Source organism: Pseudomonas sp. R3.Fl (assembly GCF_023516765.1).
Lineage (GTDB): Bacteria > Pseudomonadota > Gammaproteobacteria > Pseudomonadales > Pseudomonadaceae > Pseudomonas > Pseudomonas citronellolis.
This window is the reverse complement of sequence record NZ_JAMGSO010000001.1, coordinates 2,676,491-2,695,756: the sequence shown is the minus strand read 5'-3', so window position 1 is coordinate 2,695,756 and position 19,266 is coordinate 2,676,491. Positions and strand designations below refer to the sequence as shown.

Here is a 19,266-nt window from a genome sequence, read left to right as displayed (position 1 = left end):
GCCCTTCGTAGGAGCGAGCTTGCTCGCGAACAGATTCCGCTGCGGGGCTCATTCGCGAGCAAGCTCGCTCCTACGAGAAGCCGTGCCTGCCCATGCGGCCGTGGTGATGGGTATCGCTTCGCTCAACCCATCCTACGAGAAGCCATGCCCGCTGCCCCATCCACGCCATTCCCCTGTAGGAGCGGGCCCTGCCCGCGATTCGCGCGCAGGGCGCGCTCCTACATTTGCCGGGTCAGCTGCGCAGGTGCTCCAGCGGCAGCTCGGTGCTGGCCATGATGTTGCGCAGCACGAAGCTCGACCGCACGCTGGTCACGCCTTCGATGCGCGTCAGGGTGCCGAGCAGGAAGTGCTGGTAGTGCTCCATGTCCGGCACCATCACCTTCAGCTGGTAGTCCGCATCCATCCCGGTGACCAGGCTGCACTCCAGCACCTCCGGGCACTGGGCGATGATCGACTGGAAGTGCTCGAAGCGCTCCGGGGTGTGCCTGTCCATGCCGATCAGGACGAAGGCGGTGAGGCTCAGGCCGAGCTTCTTGCTGTCCAGCAGGGCCACCTGGCGCAGGATGTAGCCGTCGTCTTCCAGTTGCTTGACGCGCCGCGAGCAGGGCGAGGGCGACAGGCCGATGCGTTCGGCCAGCTCCTGGTTGGAGATGCGCGCGTCGCGCTGCAATTCGGCGAGGATTCGCAGGTCGTAGCGGTCCAGTTTGTTCATTGTGGCCTCAAAAATTTATCGACTTGCATGTTTTTATACATTCTTGGTGATTTATTGCGCAATCGATAGTTTGGTGCGCAATCTTCGCAATCCGCTGTCGCTTCGCTCCCCGTAACATGGCTCCAGAAATCACGGCCCGGACCCATACGTCCACGGCGATCCGCCCAATCAGGCGCATCGCGGCCTGCCGACCTGATCGGGTCGCCCAGGCCACCGGGCTACGCACCGCCCAGAAGGTGGAGCGAGGTGAGCCGGCGCCAGAAGCGACGAGCCAGGACGAATTCCCCGAGGGGAGGTCACTGACCTCCCTTTTTTCTTGCCTGCGATTTGCCCGCCGACCTTTACCTTGACTTTACCCTGGCCCCGGGGATGCGCGGTCTGCGCGGTTGTCTATCTGTCATGCAAATGAGCGAGGTCGGCCGGCAGGCCGCTGTGAGGCATTCATGAAGTCGGGCATCTGGCGTCTGGCATCCGTTGGGTTGCTGTCACTGGCCATCGCCGGCCAGGCCTTCGCCGAAGCCCAGGGGCCTGGGCAGGACGGCCATGGCGGACAGGGTGGGCATGGTGGCGGCAATGGGGGTGGCCAGTGGCAAGGTCGCCCGCAAGGCAATCAGGGTGGCCAGTTGCAGGGCCGACCGCAAGGCAATCAGGGTGGCCAGTGGCAGGGCCGACCGCAAGGCAACCAGGGCGGCCAGTGGCAAGGTCGTCCGCAAGGCAACCAAGGTGGCCAGTGGCAGGGCCGACCGCAAGGCGACCAGGGCGGCCAATGGCAGGGCCGACCGCAAGGCAACCAGGGCGGACAATGGCAGGGCCGACCGCAAGGCAACCAGGGCGGCCAGTGGCAAGGCCGTCCGCAGGGCAACCAGGGCGGTCAATGGCAAGGCCGACCCCAGGGCAACCAGGCCAGCCAGGGCCAAGGCCGACCCCAGAACAACTGGAACGGCCAATCGCAGGGCCGTCCCGCCACCGGTCATGACGACCACGGCCCCGGCCGGCCTTCCGGCGGGGGCGGCTCCTGGCAGGGCCGGCCGCCGTCCGCGCCCGGCAATGCCTGGCATGGCCGCCCGGGCGGCAACTGGGGGCCACATCCGTCGAACTGGCGGCCGGGCTATGTGGTGGACCGCGTGCCTTCGGGCTACTACCGGGTGCCCTGGCGCGGCAGCGACTACTTCTTCGACGACGGCTACTGGTACCGCCCCCATGGCGCGCGCTACGTGGTGGTGGCGCCGCCCTATGGCGTGCGGGTGAGCTACCTGCCGTCCTACGCCGAGCAGCTGTGGTTCGGCAGCATGCTGTACTTCCTCGCCGCCGGTACCTACTACCTGTTCGACAATTCCTCGCAGACCTACGAGGTGGTGCCGCCCCCGCCGCAGGTGGCGCAGGCCCCGCTGCCGACGAGCAATCCCTACGACGTGATCGCCTACCCGATGTACGGGCAGAGCCCGCAGCAGCAGGCCCAGGACCACTACGAGTGCCATACCTGGGCGGTCGGGCAGAGCGGTTTCGACCCGGCCATGGCCGGTTACGCGCCGTCGCAGCAGGCCGTGGATACCTATCGCGGCGCGCTGGGCAGTTGCCTGCAGGGGCGTGGCTACAGCATCAACTGATGGTTTCCCGGCCCACCACCTCCAGTGGGTCGGCATGCACCAGCACCTCGGCCCGGGGGAACTCGGCGCGGATCGCCAGCACGGCCTGGTCGCACAGGGTGTGGGCCTGGGACAGGCGCATGTCGCCGGGCAGTTCCAGGTGCAGCTGGACGAACCAGCGATCGCCGGAAATCCGCGTGCGCAGGTCGTGGGCGCCGACCACCCCGGGCACCTGGCGCACCAGTTCGAGCATGCGCTCGCTGACGTCCGCCGGCAGCTCCTCGTCCATCAGCACCGCCACCGATTCGCGGGCGATGCGCACGGCGCTCCAGAGGATGTAGGCGGCGATGCCCAGGCCGAAGACCGCGTCCATCCGCGGGAAGCCGTAGTGCGCCAGCAACAGGGCGACCAGGATGCTGCTGTTGAGCAGCAGGTCGGAGCGGTAGTGCAGCGAGTCGGCCTGCACCGCCAGCGAGCCGGTGCGCTTGATGACGTAGCGCTGCACGCCCAGCAGCGCGGCGGTCAGCGCCAGCGACAACAGCATCACCAGGATGCCCCAGCCGGTGGCGCCCAGCGGTTCGGGGTGCTGCAGGCGGTCCAGCGCCTGGGAGCCGATGAGCACCGCGCTGACCGAGATGAACAGCGCCTGGCCCATGCCCGATAGCGACTCCGCCTTGCCGTGGCCGTAGCGGTGGTCGTCGTCCGCCGGGCGCAGCGAATAGCGCACCGCCAGCAGGTTGAGCAGCGAGGCGGCGCCGTCGAGCAGGGAGTCGGTCAGGCCGGCCAGCAGGCTCACCGAGCCGCTGTGCCACCAGGCCAGGGCCTTGGCCACCACCAGGGTGACGGCCACCGCCAGCGAGGCTCTGGTGGCCAGGTGCAGCAGGCGGGCGCGCTGGTTGTCCAAGTTCAGCGGGTGTCCTGGCGTTGCGGCAGGAAATAGATGTAGTCGAGCAGCGGCGCCGGCTGGCCGAGGGCGGTGAGCGCGGCGCTCATCTGCCCGCGGTGGTGGGTGCCGTGGTTGACCAGGTGCTGGACGATGTCGGCCAGGCTCTGGCGGTGGTCCTGGCCGGCCATGTTGCGGTACTCCAGCAGCTTGCCGAGGTCGCGCTCGTCCTGCCGGGCCAGCCATTGTTTCCAGCCCTGCACGCCCTCGCGGAGGAAGTCGGCCAGGGCGGCGCGGTCCGGCGCGGCTTCGCTGTCCAGGCGGGTGAACTGCCAGGTGCGGCCCTCGACGCGGTCGAGCCAGATGCGGTCGACCACCGCGAGGTGGTTGAGGGTGCCGTGCAGGCTGCCGAAGAACAGCCCGCGCGGTTCGCGGTAGGCGGCCTCGTCCAGGGGCGCGACGGCCTCGAGGATGCGTTCGTGGGCCCACAGGTGGTAGTCGAGGAGTTTTTCCAGGTGGCGCCCCAGTGCCGCGTGCATGTCAGCCCTCCAGCTTGAGCCCCAGGCTGGCCAGCTGCTGCGGGTTGCCGACGCGCTGGATCAGGCGTGGGTCGTCCAGCGGTAGGGCACGGCCGGTCTCGCGTTCGATGATTGCCTTGAGTTTAGTCCGGTCCACCTGGCCGTCGGCGCCGACCGCCTCGTGCAGTTTCTCGGGGGCGACGGAGTATTTCTCGTCCGGCAGATAGATGGCTCCGGTGGCGAAGTCTACGCCGAAGGCGATCAGCCCAGGGATGATGTAGAACAACAGTCCGATGGCGTCGAACACGGCGATGGCCGGGTCGATGCGGCCGTCGATCTGCCCGCGGCGGTCGGGGTAGAACAGGGTGCCGCAGGCGGCCAGCTGGCTCAGCAGGGCTGCGCTGAGAACCGCGCAGGAAACTCGGGTGGCAAGACGCATCTAGGACCTCCGGAATGGGCTTCGAGCAACTATATCAATGCGGCGCAGGGGCCTCTATCGTCGGCCGCTGTTCCTTGTTGCATAGGACTGCGGCGGGCCGGCCGTGGTTCGCCGTTATAATCGCCGGTTCGTTGTTTCCGTGTGCTTAAGGGTGGATGAAATATAGCCATGAATGCCCTTCCCATCGATGCCATTCTGCCATCCCTGCGCCAGGCCCTGGGCGAGCGCCACGAGGCCGTGCTGGAGGCGCCGCCCGGCGCCGGCAAGACCACCCGGGTGCCGCTGGCGCTGCTCGACGAGCCCTGGCTGGCCGGGCAGGGCATCCTCATGCTCGAACCGCGCCGCCTGGCCGCCCGCGCCGCGGCCGAGCGCCTGGCCGCGGAGCTGGGGGAGAAGGTCGGCGAGACGGTCGGCTACCGCATCCGCCTGGACAGCAAGGTGGGGCCGAAGACGCGCATCGAGGTGGTCACCGAGGGCATCCTCACCCGCCGCCTGCAGGACGACCCGGCGCTGGAAGGCGTGGGCCTGGTGATCTTCGACGAATTCCACGAGCGCAGCCTGGACGCCGACCTGGCCCTGGCGCTGACCTTGAATGGCCGCGAGCTGCTGCGCGACACCCCGCTGAAGGTGCTGGTGATGTCCGCCACCCTGGAGGGCGAGCGGCTGTCCGCCTTGCTCGGCGAGGCGCCGGTGGTGCGCAGCGAGGGGCGTATGTTCCCGGTGGAGCTGCGTTGGGGCCGGCCCTGGCAGGTCGGCGAGTTCGTCGAGCCGCGGGTGGTGCAGACGGTGCTCCAGGCCTTGGCCGACGAGCCCGGCAGCCTGCTGGTGTTCCTCCCGGGGCAGGCGGAGATCCGCCGCGTCGCCGAGCAACTGGGCGAGGCCCTGGCCGGGCGCGACGAGGTGCTGCTGTGCCCGTTGCACGGCGAACTGGAACTGTCCGCCCAGCGCGCCGCCATCGAGCCGGCGCCGGCCGGCAAGCGCAAGGTGGTGTTGGCCACCAACATCGCCGAGACCAGCCTGACCATCGACGGCGTGCGCGTGGTGGTCGACGCCGGGCTGGCGCGGGTGCCGCGCTTCGACCCGGGCAGCGGCATGACGCGCCTGGAGACCCAGCGCATCTCCCGCGCCTCGGCCACCCAGCGCGCCGGCCGCGCCGGGCGCCTGGAGCCGGGCGTGTGCTACCGCCTGTGGTCCGAGGCGCAGCATGAGCAACTGCCGGCCTACGGAACGGCGGAAATCCTCCAGGCCGACCTCGCCGGCCTGGCGCTGCAACTGGGCCGCTGGGGCGTGGCGCCGGAGGAGCTGGCCTGGCTCGACGTGCCACCGGTGGCGGCCTACGCCCAGGCCCGCGAGCTGCTCGCGCGTCTCGGCGCACTGAACGACAGCGGCGCGCTGAACGCCCATGGCCAGGCCATGGCCGAACTGCCGGCGCATCCGCGCATCGCCCACCTGCTGCTGCGTGGCCAGGCGCTGGGCCTGGGCAGCCTGGCCTGCGACGTTGCCGCCTTGCTGGGCGAGCGCGACATCCTGCGCGGCGCCGGTGCCGACCTGCACGAGCGCACGGCGCTGCTCGCCGGAGAGTCGGCCGGCAACCGCGCCAGTCGCGGCGCAGTACAACGGGCCAAGCAACTGGCCCGGCAGTTCCGCGGCTACCTGCGTGGCAAGCCGAGCGAAGCGGTGGCCGACCCCGACCATCCACGCTGGCTGGGCGCGTTGCTGGCCTTCGCCTATCCCGACCGCGTGGCTCGCCAGCGTCGCGAGGGCGGCGGCGAATACCGCCTGGCCAACGGCCGCGCCGCGCAGTTCGGCGAGCCTGATGCCTTGATGAAGGAACCCTGGCTGGTGGTCGCCGACCTCGGCAGCCGCCAGGGCCAGCGCGAAGAACGCATCTACCTGGCCGCCGCCCTGGATGCGGCGCTGTTCGACTCGGTGCTGGCCGAGCAGGTGAGGGTGCACGACGAACTGGACTGGGACGAGCGCGAAGGCGTGCTGCGCGCCGAACGCCAGCGCAAGGTCGGCGAACTGGTGCTCAGCCGCGAGGCGCTGCTCGGCTTGGATGCCGAGGCCCGCAGCCGCGCGCTGCTCGGCCTGGTGCGGCGCAAGGGCCTGGAACTGCTGCCCTGGACCCCGGAACTGCGCCAGTGGCAGGCGCGGGTGAACCTGCTGCGCCGCCTCGATCTGGAAGGCAAGGGCGAAAGCGAGTGGCCGGACGTTAGCGATGCGGCCCTGCTGGCCTCCCTGGAGGACTGGCTGCTGCCGTACCTGGGCAAGGTCTCGCGCCTGGCCCACTTCGCCAACCTGGAGCTGCCCGGCATCCTCCACGGCCTGCTGCCCTGGCCGCTGCCGCAACGCCTGGACGAACTGGCGCCACGCACCCTGCAGGTGCCGTCCGGCTCGAGCATCCGCCTGGACTACAGCGAATTCCCGCCGGTATTGGCGGTGCGCCTGCAGGAACTGTTCGGCCTGGCCGACACCCCGCGCATCGCCGGCGGCCGCCTGGCGGTGAAACTGCACCTGCTGTCGCCAGCGCAGCGCCCGGTGCAGGTGACCCAGGACCTGGCCAATTTCTGGCGCAGCACCTACGCCGAGGTGAAGAAGGACCTCAAGGGCCGCTACCCCAAGCACTACTGGCCGGACGATCCGCTGATCGCCGAACCCACCGCACGGGCCAAGCCGCGCAAGACTTGAAAATGCCGTCTACGGCAAGCCCCGCGGGCGGTTTTCCGGCTGATTTCGAGGCGCTACGGGCGCAGCGCCGCGCAGGCCGCCTCGTCTACAATAGGCACAAACCATCCAGAGTCCCCCCATGTCCGAAACCGACAGCCGTGCGCTGCAAGACCTGCCGCTGGAGCAGCTGATCGCCTGCCATGAATGCGACCTGCTGATGCGCCGCGAGCCGGTCCCCACGGGCAACCGCTCGGTCTGCCCGCGCTGCGGCTACGAGCTGGAAATCCACCGGCCGCACATGGTGCGCCGCGCCATGGCGCTGGTGCTCACCGCGCTTTTCCTCTACATCCCGGCCAACTTCCTGCCGATCATGAAGATCGACATCCTCGGCCAGGTCGGTATCGACACCGTCTGGGGCGGGGTGCTTGGCCTGTACGCTTCGGGCATGCACGGAGTGGCCGTGCTGGTGTTCCTGTGCAGCATGGTGATTCCCCTGGCCAAGCTGCTGTGCCAGCTGTTCGTCCTCTGCAGCCTGCGCTTCGACGTGGCGCGCGCGCAGGCCATGCAACTGCTGCGCTGGTACCAGCACCTGCGCGAGTGGGGCATGCTGGAGGTCTACCTGATGGGCATTCTGGTGGCCATCGTCAAACTGATCGATATGGCCGAGCTGCACATCGGCGTGGGCCTGGCCTGCTTCATCGGCCTGCTGCTCAGCCAGATATGGCTGGAGGTGACCATGTCGCGCCACCAGGTGTGGGAATCGCTGGCCGGGGAGTTCGACGATGAGGGCCATTGACGCCGGCATCCTGACCTGCGGCGAATGCCACCAGCTCAACCGCGCCACCGACGAGGAGCCGCAGCACTGTTCGCGCTGTGGCTCGGTGCTGCACGCGCGGCGGCCGAACAGCCTCACCCGCACCTGGGCGCTGCTGATCACCGCGGCCATCCTCTATATCCCGGCGAACCTGCTACCGATCATGACCGTCAACTTCCTTGGCAGCGGCACCCCGGCGACCATCATGGAAGGGGTGGTGGAGCTGATCCACGCGGACATGATCCCGGTGGCCGCGGTGGTGTTCGTCGCCAGCATCCTGGTGCCGACCTTCAAGCTGGTCGGCATCGCCCTGCTGCTTTATTCGGTGCAGCGCCACCAGCCGATGTCGGCGCGGCAACGCATCCTGATGTACCGCTTCATCGAGTGGATAGGTCGCTGGTCGATGCTCGATATCTTCGTCATCGCCATCCTCGTGACCCTGGTGAACTTCGGCAACCTGGCCAGCATCGAGGCGAACCTCGGTGCAGCCGCCTTCGCCACTGTGGTGGTGCTGACCATGCTGGCGGCAGTGACTTTCGATCCCAGGCTGATCTGGGATAACACGGACGCGGAAAACGACGATGAGTGAACTCCCCACCCCGAAACTGCGCAAGACCACCAACTGGTCGGCGATCTGGATCCTGCCGCTGATCGCCCTGGCCATCGGCGCCTGGCTGGCCTGGCGCGCCTACGACCAGGCCGGGGTGACCATCAACATCCAGTTCGAGAGCGGCGATGGCATCCAGCCGAACAAGACCGAGGTGATCTTCAAGGGCATCGCCGTGGGCAAGGTCATCGACCTGCACGTGAACAAGCCTACCCTGGGCGTCACCGCGGTGGTCGAGATGCGCAAGGAAAGCATCGAGTACCTGAGCAAGCGCACGCGCTTCTGGCTGGTCAAGCCGCGCGTGTCCCTGGCCGGGGTGACCGGGCTGGAGACCCTGGTGTCGGGCAACTACATCGCCGTCGACCCGGTGAAGGGCGAGCTCAACCACGACTTCGTCGCGCTCAAGGAGCCGCCGCCGCTGTCCGACAGCCTGCCCGGCCTGCACCTGATGCTCAAGGCCGAGCGCCTGGGTTCGCTGGAGCAGGGCAGCCCCATCTACTACCGGCAGATCCAGGTCGGCCAGGTGAAGAGCTACCAGCTGGCCGACGACCAGAAGACCATCGAGGTGAAGATCCACATCGAGCCGGCCTACGCCAACCTGGTGCGCAAGCACACGCGCTTCTGGAACGCCAGCGGCATCACCCTGTCCGGCAGCCTCAGCGGCCTGAAGCTGCGCACCGAGTCGCTGGCCAGCATCGCCGCCGGCGGCATCGCCTTCGCCACCCCGGACAGCTACCCGGACAGCCCGCCCACCGACCCGACCAAGCCCTTCCGCCTCTACGAGGACTACGACGCCGCCCAGGCGGGCCTGGCGGTGCGCCTGAAGGTGGACGACGTCAGCGGCCTTTCCGCCGGCAGCACCCCGGTGATGTACAACGGCGTGCAGGTGGGCACGGTGAAGGCCATCGACATGAACAAGGACTTCAACGGCGCCACCGCCACCCTGTCCATGGACCCGCGCACCGAGGACTTCCTCAACGGCAAGACCGAGTTCTGGCTGGTCAAGCCGAGCATCTCGCTGGCCGGCATCACCGGGCTGGAGGCGCTGGTGAAGGGCAACTACATCGCCGTGCGCTTCTCCAAGGAGGGCGAGCCGACCCGCGAGTTCACCGTGCGCCCGAAGGCGCCGCCGCTGAACCTGGACGCGCCCGGCCTGCACCTGGTGCTGACCAGCGACCGCCTGGGTTCGCTGGAGGTGGGCACGCCCATCCTCTACCGGCAGATGAAGGTCGGCACCGTACAGAGCTACCAGCTGTCCCGTGATCGCCAGCGGGTGGTGGTGGGCGTGCACATCGAGCCCGAATACGCGGCCCTGGTGAACACCTCGACGCGCTTCTGGAACGTCAGCGGCGTGACCCTGAGCGGCGACCTCAACGGCATCAAGTTCAAGAGCGAATCGCTGCAGACGCTGATCAGCGGCGGCATCGCCTTCGACACCCCCGATCCCAAGGCCGCGCCCATCACCAAGGTGCGCCGCTTCGCCCTCTACGACAGCGAGGACAGCGCCCACGCCAAGGGCCAACTGATCGAGCTGCGCGCCGACTCGGCCGACGGCCTGCGCGAGGGCACGGTGATCCGCTACCGCGGCCTGGACGTGGGCCGTGTGGAGCAGGTGGACCTCAGCCGCGACCTCGGCGGCGTGGTGCTCAAGGCGCGCCTGACCCGCGCCCAGGACAGCATCGCCCGCCAGGGCAGCCGCTTCTGGGTGGTCTCGGCGCAGTTGGGCCTGCGCGGCGCGGAGAACCTCGGCACCCTGGTCAGCGGCCCGTACATCGAAGTGCTGCCGGCGGCCAAGCCGGGCCCGGCGCAGACCGGCTTCAAGCTGCTGGGCCAGGAACCCAACCGCCTGCTCGACGCCGACGGCCTGCGCCTGACCCTCAGCGCCGCCCGCCGCGGCTCGCTGAAGCCGGGTGTGCCGGTGACCTACCGCGAGGTGCAGGTGGGCAAGGTGACTTCCTTCGAACTGGGCGAGCAGGGCGACCGGGTGCTGATCCACATCCTCATCGAGCCGCGCTACGCGCCTCTGGTGCGCACCGGCAGCCGCTTCTGGAACACCAGCGGGGTAGGGGTGGATGCCGGCCTGTTCAAGGGGGTGAAGGTGCGTACCGAGTCCTTCGAGACCATCCTTGCCGGCGGTGTGGCCTTCGCTACGCCGGACAATGCGCAGATGGGCGCCGCGGCGCGGCCGGGGCAGACCTTTGCGCTGTTCGACGAGTACCAGGATGAGTGGCTGCAGTGGGCGCCGAAGATTCCGCTGGGGAAGGCGGTGGGCGAGTAGGGCGTATAACCGTTCGCGGTTATACGCCGCTTATCCGAGACCAAGCGCCCCGCCGGGAGACCGGCGGGGCGTTTTTGCTTGGGACGTTCGGGGGCTTTTGATTTTCGTAGGAGCGAGCTTGCTCGCGAATGGTCCCAGTCCGAAGAGCACCCTCTCCCCAGCCCTCGGCTGCGCGCCCCGCCCTGAAGGGAGAGGGGGCTTGTCCGTGCCGAGAGAGAGTATGGGTTCTACTGGAAACTACCGTGCTGACCGGCTGACTCGGGAAAGCCAGGCCGCGCCGAACGGTCCCCTCTCCCTTCAGGGAGAGGGTTAGGGAGAGGGGGCGGAGTGTCCCACCGCACCTATGTCACAAGGAGCTTGGTTCGCGAGCAAGCTCGCTCCTACGAAAAGCGCTTCCGCCTTCAGCGCCCAGTCCGCGCTGCCCGCGTCGTCAGCAGGTACACCGGCACCCCGGAAATCAGGATCAGCAACGCCGCATACGGCGCCGCCGCCGCGTACTCCAGCGTCGAGGTATGCACCCACACCGCCGTAGCCAATGTCGTTAGCCCCGTAGGCCCAAGCACCAGGGTGGCGGTCAGCTCCTTCATGCTGTCGAGGAACACCAGCACGAACCCCGCGCCCATGGCCGGCGAGATGATCGGCAGGGTGATGCGCAGGAAGGCGCGCAGCGGCGTCTGGCCCAGCGTGCGGGCGGCTTCTTCCAGTTGCGGCGAGGCCTTTTCCAGAGCCACGCGGATCGGCGCCTGGGCCAGGGGCAGGAACAGCAGGGCGTAGGCGATCAGCAGCAGCGCGCTGGTCTGGTACAGGTCCGGCACGTAGTGCAGGGCGAAGTACACCAGCGACAGGGCGATCACCAGCCCCGGCAGGGCCTGCAGCAGGTAGGGCAGGCGTTGCGCCCAGCGCGCCAGCGGGCCGGGGTAGCGCACCACCAGGATGCTCACCGGCAGCGCCAGCAGGCAGCCGAGCAGGGCGCCGCCGAAGGACAGCGACAGCGACGACAGCAGCGCCTGGCCGATTTCCAGCAGCGGGAAGGCCGCCGAGGCGCCGGTGAGCAGCCAGTAGCCGAGCATGGCCATGGGGATGCCGGTGCCGATCACCACCAGCGCCACCAGCAGCAGTTGCAGCGGCCATTTCCAGGCGTGCAGGCGCACCCGCTCGGCCTGCCGCGCGCTGCCCTGGCCGGTGCGCACCAGGCGGCCGCGGCCGCGCATGCGCAGTTCCAGCCACAGCAGCAGGAAGCACAGCGCCAGCAGCACCGAGGAGAGCATGGCCGCGGTGGCGTTGCTGAACTCCAGTTCGAACTCCTGGTAGATCGCCGTGGTGAAGGTCTGGAAGCGCAGGATCGACAGCGCGCCGAACTCCACCAGCATGTGCAGCGCCACCAGCAGGCTGGTGGCGGCCAGGGTCGGGCGCAGCAGCGGCAGGGTCACCCGCCAGAACACCTGGCGGCGCGACACGCCGAGCATGCGCGCGCTTTCCTCCAGCGACGGGTCGAGGTTGCGCAGGGTGGCGGCCAGCGGCAGGTACACCAGCGGGTACTTGGACATCGCCATGACCAGCACCGCGCCGCCCAGGCCTTCGTAGGCCGGGCTCAGCGACACCCAGGTGAAGCTGCTGACGAAGGAGGGGATGGCGAACGGCAGGCACAGCAGCACGTTCCAGTAGCGCCGCCCGGGCAGGTCGCTGCGTTCCACCAGCCAGGCGCAGGCCAGGCCGAGCAGGGCGCTGAGCACGGTGACCAGCACCAGCAGCTTGAGGGTGTTGCCGAACAGGCGGAACACGTAGGGCCGCCAGAGCAGTTCCCAGGCCACGTGCCAGCCCGAGTCCCAGGCCTTGGCCGCGACGTAGAACAGCGGCAGCGCCGCCAGCAGGGCGAGCAGGAGCACCGGCGGCAGCAGCCACAGCGGCGCCTTGCGCCCGTGGCCGCCGCGGGCCTGGACCACGGGCGCGGCGATGGACATCAGTTCAGGCCGACGTCGCGTTCGAGGTCCAGCGCGTCCTTGGCCTCACCCATGTCGGCGGGGCTGAGCTGCGGCGGGTTCAGCTCGGCGAACGGCTTGAGCTGCGGGTCGGCCTGCATGCCCTTGCGCAGCGGGTACTCGGCGGACTGGCTGAGGATGGCCTTCTGGCCCTCTTCGCTGAGCATGAAGGCGACGAACTGCTGGGCTTCCTGCGGGTGCTGGCTGGACTTGAGCACGGCGGCGCCGGAGACGGTGACCAGCGCGCCCGGGTCCTGGTTGCCGAAGAAGTACAGGCGCGAGTTCAGCTCGCCCTTCTCCTTCTTCAGGGTGTACCAGTAGTAGTTGTTGATCAGCGCCATGTCGACCTCGCCGTTCTCCACGGCTTTCATGGCGGTGACGTTGTTGGTGTAGATGCCGCCGAAGGCCTTCAGGCCGGTGAGCCAGTCCTCGGCGGCGTCGCGGCCCTTGAGCTTGATCACCGCGGAAACCTGTTCGAGGAAGGCGCCGCTGGTGGGGACGAAGCCGAAGCGCCCGGACCACTGCGGGTCGGACAGGTCCATCAGGCTCTTGGGCAGGTCCTTCTCGTCGATCTTCTTCGGGTTGTAGGCCAGCACCCGGGCGCGGGCGGTGATGCCCACCCAGTCGCCCTTGCCGCCGGCGTTCTGCGCCTCGACCAGGGCCAGGGTGCCGGCGTCCAGCGGGGCCAGCAGGCCGGCGCCGGACAGGCGCATCAGCGGCGGCGATTCCTCGGTGTAGATGACGTCGGCCGGCGAGCGCGCGCCTTCCTCGGTGATCTGGCTGGCCAACTGGCCGTCGCCGCCCTTGCGGATCTTGACCGGGATGCCGGTCTTGTCGGTGAAGGCCTTGGCGATAGCGATGCCGGTGGCGGCATGCTGGCCGTTGTACAGGGTGAGGGTGACCGGATCGGCAGCGGCGTGCAGAGACAGGCCGCCGAGCAGGCAGGCCAGGACAGCGCCCTTGACGCCGGCGAGCAGACGAACAGACATGGAAACTCCCGTGGTGTCGCCAATGAGAATGCAAGCCATTATATGTAACCTAGCCTTTCCGGCCAAACTCCATAGCTTGCTCATGAATGCCACCGCCGGCTGCGCGCCGGCGGCGGGGGCGCTCAGGCCGGCTCCGCGGCCTCTTCGGCCGTGGCGGCGGGGTGGTCGACGGCCAGTTCGCGGCGGCGGATGAACTTCCAGTCGGCCTCGTCGATGTAGATGCCGTTGGGCCCGCTGCCGCCTTCCAGGTCGATGGCTACCTGCGCCGATACCTGCGGCTTGACGCTCGCCAGGATCGGCACGAAGCCCAGCTGCAGGCTGGTTTCCAGCAGCGCGGCCTGGTTGCGTTCGTCGATGTCGGCGGCCTCGTCGAGGTAGTAGGGCAGGCGGATGCGCCCGGCCTGCTCGCGGTCCATCAGGTGCAGCAACAGGTACATGTTGGTCAGCGCCTTGATGGTCATGGTGGTGCCGTTGGAGGCGGCGCCGTCGATGTCGGTGTGGACGATCGGCTGGCCGCCGACCTTGGTGATCTCGAACGCCAGCTCGAACAGGTCCTTCAGGCCCAGCTGGTTGTTGTTCGCCGCCACCAGGCGCGACAGGTAGTCCTTGGCTTCCTCGTTCTTGGCATCCTGCTCGGCGCTCTGCGTCAGGTCGAACACCGAGAGGTTCTCGCCTTCCTCGTACTGGCCGGCGCTGTGGATGATCTGGTCGATGTGCTTGAGCGCTTCCTTGTTCGGCGCCAGCACGATGCGGAAGCTCTGCAGGTTCGACACCTGGCGCTTGTTGATCTCGCGGTTGAACAGCGCCAACTGGTGTTCGAGGTTGTCGTAATCGCTGCGGATATTGCGCAGCGTCCGCGCGATGTCGGTCACCGCCGCGCGGCGCGCCTTGGCCAGGGTCAGGGCTTCGTCGGTGCGGTGCGCGTAGGCGTTGATCAGCAGTTGCAGGCGACGCTCGGGGTCGTCCTCGCTGTCGAACTTGGCCACGCCCTTCAGGCGCACCTGGGCGTACAGCGCCTCGATCTGGCCGTCGATGCGCTGCAGTTGCTGCCAGGTGTCCTGGTAGTCGTTGAGCAGCGGCAGCAGGTTGTCCAGGGAGTCGTCCACCGGCTCCATGAACGGCGTGCCGAACGGCAGGTCGGCGGGCAGCAGCTGGCGGCGGCGCAGGGCGTCGTCGAGGGTGCGCTGCTTGGCTTCCAGGTCGGCCAGCTGGCGGCCCACCAGCTGCAGCTTGGCGGAGAGCTGCTGGACGCGCTCGGTGAAGGCGTCGGCCGAGCGCTTGAGTTCGTCCTGGGTGGCTTCCAGTTGCGCGAGTTTTTCCAGCTTGGCCGGTTCCTCGGCGCTCAGCGTCTCGCTGCGGCGGAAGTCTTCCAGGGCCTTCTGCGCGTCGAGCACGTCCTGGTACAGCTTGTCGGCCTGGGCCTTGCTGGCGTGGCGGTCGGCGGCCACGGCCTGCTGCGTCTTGAGCTGCTTGAGCTCCTTCTCCAGGCGCTCCTTCTGGTCGCGCAGGGCGGCGCGGTCGGCCAGGGCCTGCAGCGCCGGCGGCTCGATGTGCGAGAGGTCGATGGCAAGACCCGGCACTTCGAAGCGCTCGCCCTTGAAGGCGTCGAGGATCTTCTCGACGCTGCCGACCCACTGGCCTTCCTCGTCCAGGCTCACGCCCTTGTCGCCCAGCGGCAGGCTGAACAGCGCGCCGTTGAACAGGCGCATCAGGCGCTCCACGTCCTGCTGCGAGAACTCCTCGCGCAGGCGCGCATAGCTGTTGTTGTCGGCGTGTTCGAGCTGCTGGCGCACGCTCTTCACGCGCTTCTCCAGGTCGCGCACGCGCTCGTCGAGGTCTTCGCTGGAGAACTGCCGCGAGTGGGCCAGGGCGCCGGCCAGTTCGTCGTGGGCGTCCTTGGCGGCGAGCAGCTGCTGCTCCAGGACCTTGGCGTCGTCGACCAGGGCGAAGCGGTTCTTCAGCACCGCCAGCTCGCCCATCCAGCGCTGGATCTCGCTGATCTCGCGCTCCAGGCGCATCAGCTCGGCGGTGCCGCCGCGCTGTTCGTTCTGCAGGCCGTCCTGCTCGCTGCGGTAGTGCTCGGCCTGGATCACCAGCTCTTCCTTGCGCGCGCCGGCGTAGTCTTCCCAGGTGCCCAGCAGGTTGTCGAGCAGCGGCGAAAGGCGGTGCATCTTGCCGCGCAGGAATTCGCGCTGCTGCACGCCGTTGGCCAGCGCCTCGACCAGCGGGCCGGCGGCGACCAGGGCCTGGTAGTCGCCCTCCATGCGGCGCACGTCGCGGAAGGCTTCCTCGCAGGCGGCGATGTAGTCGACGCTACCCGAGCGCAGGCTGTGCTCGAAGGCGTCGAGGAACAGCTGCTTGAGCTTGGCCGCGGTGATCTCGCGCATGTGCAGCAGGTTGATGAACAGCGAGCGGAAGGTCTTCAGGCTCTGCTCGCTGGTGGAGCGCAGCGGGATCAGCGTCAGGTCCAGCGGCACCGAGGTGTGCCCGCCGACCAGCAGCCGGCGCAGCTCGTCGGGCTTGAGTTCGTAGGCCTTCAGGCCGGCGCGCTCCAGGCTGGCGTACAGCTCGCGCAGGCGCAGGCAGGTGCCGTTCTTCTGGTAGTGCTCCAGGTCCAGCTCGCCCTGGTAGGCGAAGAACTGGTGGCCGAAGCCGCCGCCCGGGCCGCGCCCGCCGCAGCCGATGACGTGGCGGCCGTGGGGCAGTTCCAGCTCGATGAGGATGTAGCTGGTGTCGGTGGCGAAGTAGAACTTGCGCGAGGCTTCCAGGCTGTACTTGCCGAAGCTCATGTCCGACATGCGCGCCAGGATCGGGAACTGCAGCGCGTTGATCGAGGCGGACTTGCCGAGGTTGTTGGCGCCGTACACCGACAGCGGCTGCTCCAGGGGGAACACGCCGAGGCTGTAGCCGGCAGTGTTGAGCAGGGCGAAGCGGCGAATGCCGTAGCGTTCCTGGGTCATGCCTGGGCCTCCATGTCGGCTTGTTCTTCGGCGATGGCGCGGGCGAGGGCGTCTTCCTCACTTTCCACTTCTTCAATGAGCGGCGCGGCCGGCTCGGCGGGTTCTTCCAGGCTGACGATCGGCTCCTCGTCTTCCTCGGCCAGGGCCGGGGCGACGTAGGCCAGGTCCTTGGCGTGCAGGCTGGCGGCCAGGTCGCGGTCCTGCTGCACCGACAGGCAGACGTCGAGGAAGCGGTGCATCGGCGGCAGGAAGCGGTACACGCCGTTGTCCTCGGCGGCGAAGCCGAGCTGGGTCATCCGGCGCATGACCTTCTCTTCCAGTTCCTCCTGGGTGGTCACCTCGGCCTGCAGGAACAGGTCGCGGTACTTCTCCAGCAGCGGCGGCAGCTCGTCGCGGCCGATGCTGCCGCCGTCGAGCACGGCCAGCGGGTCGCGGCCCTGGTCGGCCAGGTGCTCCACCAGGATGAAGGTGAACAGCGCCAGGCGCTGGGCGGTCTTGTTGACCTGGGCGCCGATCTGCTCGGGGACGAAGTAGTAGAAGCCGCGGGTGTCGCAGACCAGCTCGAAGCCCAGCGAGCGGAACAGCGCGCGGTACTGGTCCTGCTGGTTGGACAGCTGGCTGTACAGCTCGGGGTCGCGGCGGCTGATGTGGAAGCCCTTGAACAGCTCGCGGAAGATCGGCCCGAGCTGGGTCAGTTCGGAAAGATTAATTTGCATGGGGTTCGCTCGCTTTGTCGGCCTTGCCGCTCGGGGCGGCGAGCAGGGCGAAGGAGCACAGGCTGACGCTGTGCTGGGCGGTATCGTAGTCGCGGCGCTCCAGGCGCTCGCGCTGGAAGCGGCCGTCGCGCGACAGGCGCGAGAACCAGTAGAGCAGCTCGTCGGTGGCGCCCTCGGGCTCCTGCTGCAGCAGCCAGACCATCAGGTCCGGCAGCGGCAGGGCGGCCTGGCAGCGCTCGAGCATCTCCCGCGCGGTGCGTGGCGCGTTGCGCGGGCCGTCGCCGCCGCGCTTGCCGGTCGCCTTGGGGAAGTGCGCGGGCTTGGGCTCGAAGCGGGCCAGGGCGAAGACGTAGCTTTCCACCTGCGAGGCGCTGCCGAGGAAGGTGCTCTGCGGCCGGGTGAACAGCGGCAGGGAGGCCTGGGGCACGGCGTCGATGCCCTTGCGGCGGATCACCGACAGGGCCAGCGCGGCGCCGCGAGTGATCGCGTTGTGCCGGCGGGCTTCCTCGCGCAGCGGCAGCAGCAGTTCGCGGGCGCGGCGCAGGGTGAGCTGGGCGGTGGTCTGCATCTCCAGGATGCGCGCGTGGGTGCGCAGCAGCTGGTCGTCGTCCACCAGTTGGCCGAGACGCTGCTGTTCGCCCAGCAGGCGCAGCAGCACCTGCTCGACGCGGCGCACGCCCTGTTCGAAGGCGCCGTCGGCGGAGACCAGCTGGATCATCGGCTCGACGTACTCGTCCCAGGTCGCCAGGACCTCGGCGTAGCGCTGGCGCAGGGGAATCTGCCGGTCGCTGGTCTTGGCCCGCTCGGCCACGGCGATCAGCGCCTGTTCGTCGTTGGCCAGCTTCTTCAGCACGTCGCGCACGCGCATGTCGAGCAGGCGCAGCTGGCGCGCCAGGTCGTTGCCGTCGCGCACCTCGAAGGCGTCGCGGATGTAGCCGGCCAGGCGTTCCAGGTGGCGCAGGTAGGCCTCGATCTCCAGGCACAGGCCCAGGCGGTGCTCGTGGCGCAGGTAGGCGAGGAAGTCGTGGATCTGGGCGTTCAGCTCGAAGCGGTTGGGGCTCTTGGCCACCGGCACCAGGATGTCCAGGCGGATCCACTGGTCGAGCAGGGCGGTGACGTCCGCCGGGCTGCCTTCGGGCAGCTGCGCCGTGAGTTGCAGGCGCAGCTCCGCCAGGGCCAGGGTGCCGCTGTCGAAGCGCTCGCAGAGCGGTTCGAGCAGGGCCCAGTGTTCGGCGAGGGCGCGCAGTACGCGTCGGGGGTCGATCATCGGGTAGCCGCTGTTGACGGGTAAAGGGGGCGATTGTACTGCAAAGGTCCGCCCGCGGCGGAAGGGGTGACGAAACGCGGCAGTTTACGCCGTGCGGGATGTCGCCAAGGCCCTGAAAAGCGGCCTTAACCCCCTGAAATTCCTGGCATGTTTTCTGCCAGTTGGCTAACAGCCACTAGCCAATTGCCGCCATGACTTACGACGCCGCACTCGCCAAGGCCCGCTGGGCCGAACTGGAGCGCCAGGACGACCTGGACTGGGACCTGGACGCCATCACCGACCGCAGCGAGGCCATCGACTTCCTCAGGCGCTTCGAGAACCGCCTGTGCATCTATTCCTCCTACGTGGAGAAGCTCTACAGCAACTACAGCTTCGTGATCCCGGAGAGCCAGGAGGGCGGCATCACCATCCTGCCCAACGAGCAGGCCTGGTTCGATACCTTCCACGACATCCCCGCCGACGCCGTGGAACCCACCGGTATCCACATCCTGCCCGGCGAGACCATGGGCCACAGCGGCCTGTACCTGAAGATCCCCGGCGAGCACCGCCTGGTGGGCTCCGCCGAGCTGCCCTTCCAGGACGGCCTGAAGCTGCTGATCCGCCGCTACCGCATGCGCGACGAGCCCTTCCTGCCGGTACTGGTCAAGGGCGACCTGCGCGAGTACGAGGCGCGCATGCCCTCGCTGCACCTGCACCGGCTCAACAGCGCGAAGCTGCAAACGCAGTCGCGGCTGAACCTGGAGGCCATCAAGGGCGCCATCGCCGAGCACCTGATCGGGCTGTTCCGCCACGGCTGACGCGGCTGTTACGCCGGTGTGACCTTGGGTAACACGGCGGCCACCTGCCAGCAG

15 protein-coding genes are annotated in these 19,266 nt (G+C 68.6%); 6 read left to right on the top strand and 9 right to left on the bottom strand.

Features of this window, described 5'->3' with window-relative positions:
* Positions 1-232 precede the first annotated feature (232 nt).
* The gene (locus tag M8R19_RS11690) at positions 233-712 is read right to left on the bottom strand and encodes an Lrp/AsnC family transcriptional regulator (RefSeq protein ID WP_009617381.1); all 480 of its coding nucleotides are present in this window, start codon (positions 710-712) and stop codon (positions 233-235) included.
* Between the two features lie 443 nt (positions 713-1,155).
* Between M8R19_RS11690 and M8R19_RS11685 the strand changes: the two genes are divergently transcribed.
* The gene (locus M8R19_RS11685; RefSeq protein WP_249917867.1) at positions 1,156-2,319 is read left to right on the top strand and encodes a DUF6515 family protein; all 1,164 of its coding nucleotides are present in this window, start codon (positions 1,156-1,158) and stop codon (positions 2,317-2,319) included.
* Here the strand turns inward: M8R19_RS11685 and M8R19_RS11680 are convergent.
* From M8R19_RS11680 to pmcY, 3 genes are read right to left on the bottom strand one after another with little or no spacing between them, the layout of a single operon-like run.
* Positions 2,312-3,202, bottom strand: coding sequence for a cation diffusion facilitator family transporter (locus tag M8R19_RS11680; protein ID WP_371857771.1), 891 nt, complete (start codon positions 3,200-3,202; stop codon positions 2,312-2,314). The genes M8R19_RS11685 and M8R19_RS11680 overlap by 8 nt on opposite strands.
* Positions 3,203-3,204: 2 nt before the next feature.
* On the bottom strand, positions 3,205-3,720 hold the full coding sequence (locus M8R19_RS11675) for a DinB family protein (protein ID WP_249917866.1): 516 nt from the start codon (positions 3,718-3,720) through the stop codon (positions 3,205-3,207).
* A gap of 1 nt (position 3,721) precedes the next feature.
* Positions 3,722-4,138 carry a periplasmic Zn2+ metallochaperone PmcY gene (pmcY, locus tag M8R19_RS11670; RefSeq protein WP_009617385.1) on the bottom strand — a complete coding sequence of 139 codons (417 nt, stop codon included), beginning with the start codon at positions 4,136-4,138 and terminating at the stop codon, positions 3,722-3,724.
* Between the two features lie 168 nt (positions 4,139-4,306).
* On the opposite strand from pmcY, the gene hrpB reads away from it, so the two are divergent.
* The 4 genes from hrpB to M8R19_RS11650 all read left to right on the top strand — a co-directional run bounded on the left by hrpB (position 4,307) and on the right by M8R19_RS11650 (position 10,504).
* Positions 4,307-6,826, top strand: coding sequence for an ATP-dependent helicase HrpB (gene hrpB, locus M8R19_RS11665; protein WP_249917865.1), 2,520 nt, complete (start codon positions 4,307-4,309; stop codon positions 6,824-6,826).
* 118 nt (positions 6,827-6,944) lie between these two features.
* A complete protein-coding gene (locus M8R19_RS11660; protein WP_043273518.1) occupies positions 6,945-7,601 on the top strand; it encodes a paraquat-inducible protein A in 657 nt (218 codons plus the stop codon).
* Positions 7,588-8,208: a paraquat-inducible protein A gene (locus M8R19_RS11655; protein ID WP_009617390.1), complete on the top strand. Its 621-nt coding sequence runs from the start codon at positions 7,588-7,590 to the stop codon at positions 8,206-8,208. Before M8R19_RS11660 ends, M8R19_RS11655 begins: the two co-directional genes overlap by 14 nt.
* On the top strand, positions 8,201-10,504 hold the full coding sequence (locus M8R19_RS11650; protein WP_249917864.1) for a PqiB family protein: 2,304 nt from the start codon (positions 8,201-8,203) through the stop codon (positions 10,502-10,504). The genes M8R19_RS11655 and M8R19_RS11650 overlap by 8 nt, the downstream gene beginning before the upstream one ends.
* A 401-nt stretch (positions 10,505-10,905) precedes the next feature.
* On the opposite strand, the gene M8R19_RS11645 is transcribed toward M8R19_RS11650, so the two are convergent.
* From M8R19_RS11645 to mksB, 5 genes are all read right to left on the bottom strand, one after another.
* Complete coding sequence (locus M8R19_RS11645) at positions 10,906-12,465, bottom strand: ABC transporter permease (protein WP_249917863.1); 1,560 nt, start codon at positions 12,463-12,465, stop codon at positions 10,906-10,908.
* Positions 12,465-13,472 carry an iron ABC transporter substrate-binding protein gene (locus M8R19_RS11640; RefSeq protein ID WP_116422734.1) on the bottom strand — a complete coding sequence of 336 codons (1,008 nt, stop codon included), beginning with the start codon at positions 13,470-13,472 and terminating at the stop codon, positions 12,465-12,467. The genes M8R19_RS11645 and M8R19_RS11640 overlap by 1 nt, the downstream gene beginning before the upstream one ends.
* 122 nt (positions 13,473-13,594) lie before the next feature.
* Positions 13,595-16,432 (bottom strand): Mks condensin complex protein MksF, encoded by a 2,838-nt coding sequence (gene mksF / locus M8R19_RS11635; RefSeq protein ID WP_249917862.1) that lies wholly within the window; start codon positions 16,430-16,432, stop codon positions 13,595-13,597.
* Positions 16,429-17,148 (bottom strand): Mks condensin complex protein MksE, encoded by a 720-nt coding sequence (gene mksE / locus M8R19_RS11630; RefSeq protein WP_074981875.1) that lies wholly within the window; start codon positions 17,146-17,148, stop codon positions 16,429-16,431. The genes mksF and mksE overlap by 4 nt, the downstream gene beginning before the upstream one ends.
* Complete coding sequence (gene mksB / locus M8R19_RS11625; RefSeq protein WP_043273525.1) at positions 17,138-18,415, bottom strand: Mks condensin complex protein MksB; 1,278 nt, start codon at positions 18,413-18,415, stop codon at positions 17,138-17,140. The genes mksE and mksB overlap by 11 nt, the downstream gene beginning before the upstream one ends.
* 191 nt (positions 18,416-18,606) lie before the next feature.
* Here mksB and M8R19_RS11620 point away from each other — a divergent pair, with 191 nt between their 5' ends.
* On the top strand, positions 18,607-19,212 hold the full coding sequence (locus tag M8R19_RS11620; RefSeq protein WP_058488483.1) for a hypothetical protein: 606 nt from the start codon (positions 18,607-18,609) through the stop codon (positions 19,210-19,212).
* Positions 19,213-19,266: the final 54 nt, after the last annotated feature.

Excerpts from the sequence above, each read along its gene's own strand:
- M8R19_RS11690 (WP_009617381.1), bottom strand. The coding sequence starts at position 712 with ATGAACAAACTGGACCGCTACGACCTGCGAATCCTCGCCGAATTGCAG.
- M8R19_RS11685 (WP_249917867.1), top strand. The coding sequence starts at position 1,156 with ATGAAGTCGGGCATCTGGCGTCTGGCATCCGTTGGGTTGCTGTCACTG.
- M8R19_RS11675 (WP_249917866.1), bottom strand. The coding sequence starts at position 3,720 with ATGCACGCGGCACTGGGGCGCCACCTGGAAAAACTCCTCGACTACCAC.
- pmcY (WP_009617385.1), bottom strand. The coding sequence starts at position 4,138 with ATGCGTCTTGCCACCCGAGTTTCCTGCGCGGTTCTCAGCGCAGCCCTG.
- hrpB (WP_249917865.1), top strand. The coding sequence starts at position 4,307 with ATGAATGCCCTTCCCATCGATGCCATTCTGCCATCCCTGCGCCAGGCC.
- M8R19_RS11660 (WP_043273518.1), top strand. The coding sequence starts at position 6,945 with ATGTCCGAAACCGACAGCCGTGCGCTGCAAGACCTGCCGCTGGAGCAG.
- M8R19_RS11655 (WP_009617390.1), top strand. The coding sequence starts at position 7,588 with ATGAGGGCCATTGACGCCGGCATCCTGACCTGCGGCGAATGCCACCAG.
- M8R19_RS11650 (WP_249917864.1), top strand. The coding sequence starts at position 8,201 with ATGAGTGAACTCCCCACCCCGAAACTGCGCAAGACCACCAACTGGTCG.
- M8R19_RS11645 (WP_249917863.1), bottom strand. The coding sequence starts at position 12,465 with ATGTCCATCGCCGCGCCCGTGGTCCAGGCCCGCGGCGGCCACGGGCGC.
- M8R19_RS11640 (WP_116422734.1), bottom strand. The coding sequence starts at position 13,472 with ATGTCTGTTCGTCTGCTCGCCGGCGTCAAGGGCGCTGTCCTGGCCTGC.
- mksF (WP_249917862.1), bottom strand. The coding sequence starts at position 16,432 with ATGACCCAGGAACGCTACGGCATTCGCCGCTTCGCCCTGCTCAACACT.
- mksE (WP_074981875.1), bottom strand. The coding sequence starts at position 17,148 with ATGCAAATTAATCTTTCCGAACTGACCCAGCTCGGGCCGATCTTCCGC.
- mksB (WP_043273525.1), bottom strand. The coding sequence starts at position 18,415 with ATGATCGACCCCCGACGCGTACTGCGCGCCCTCGCCGAACACTGGGCC.
- M8R19_RS11620 (WP_058488483.1), top strand. The coding sequence starts at position 18,607 with ATGACTTACGACGCCGCACTCGCCAAGGCCCGCTGGGCCGAACTGGAG.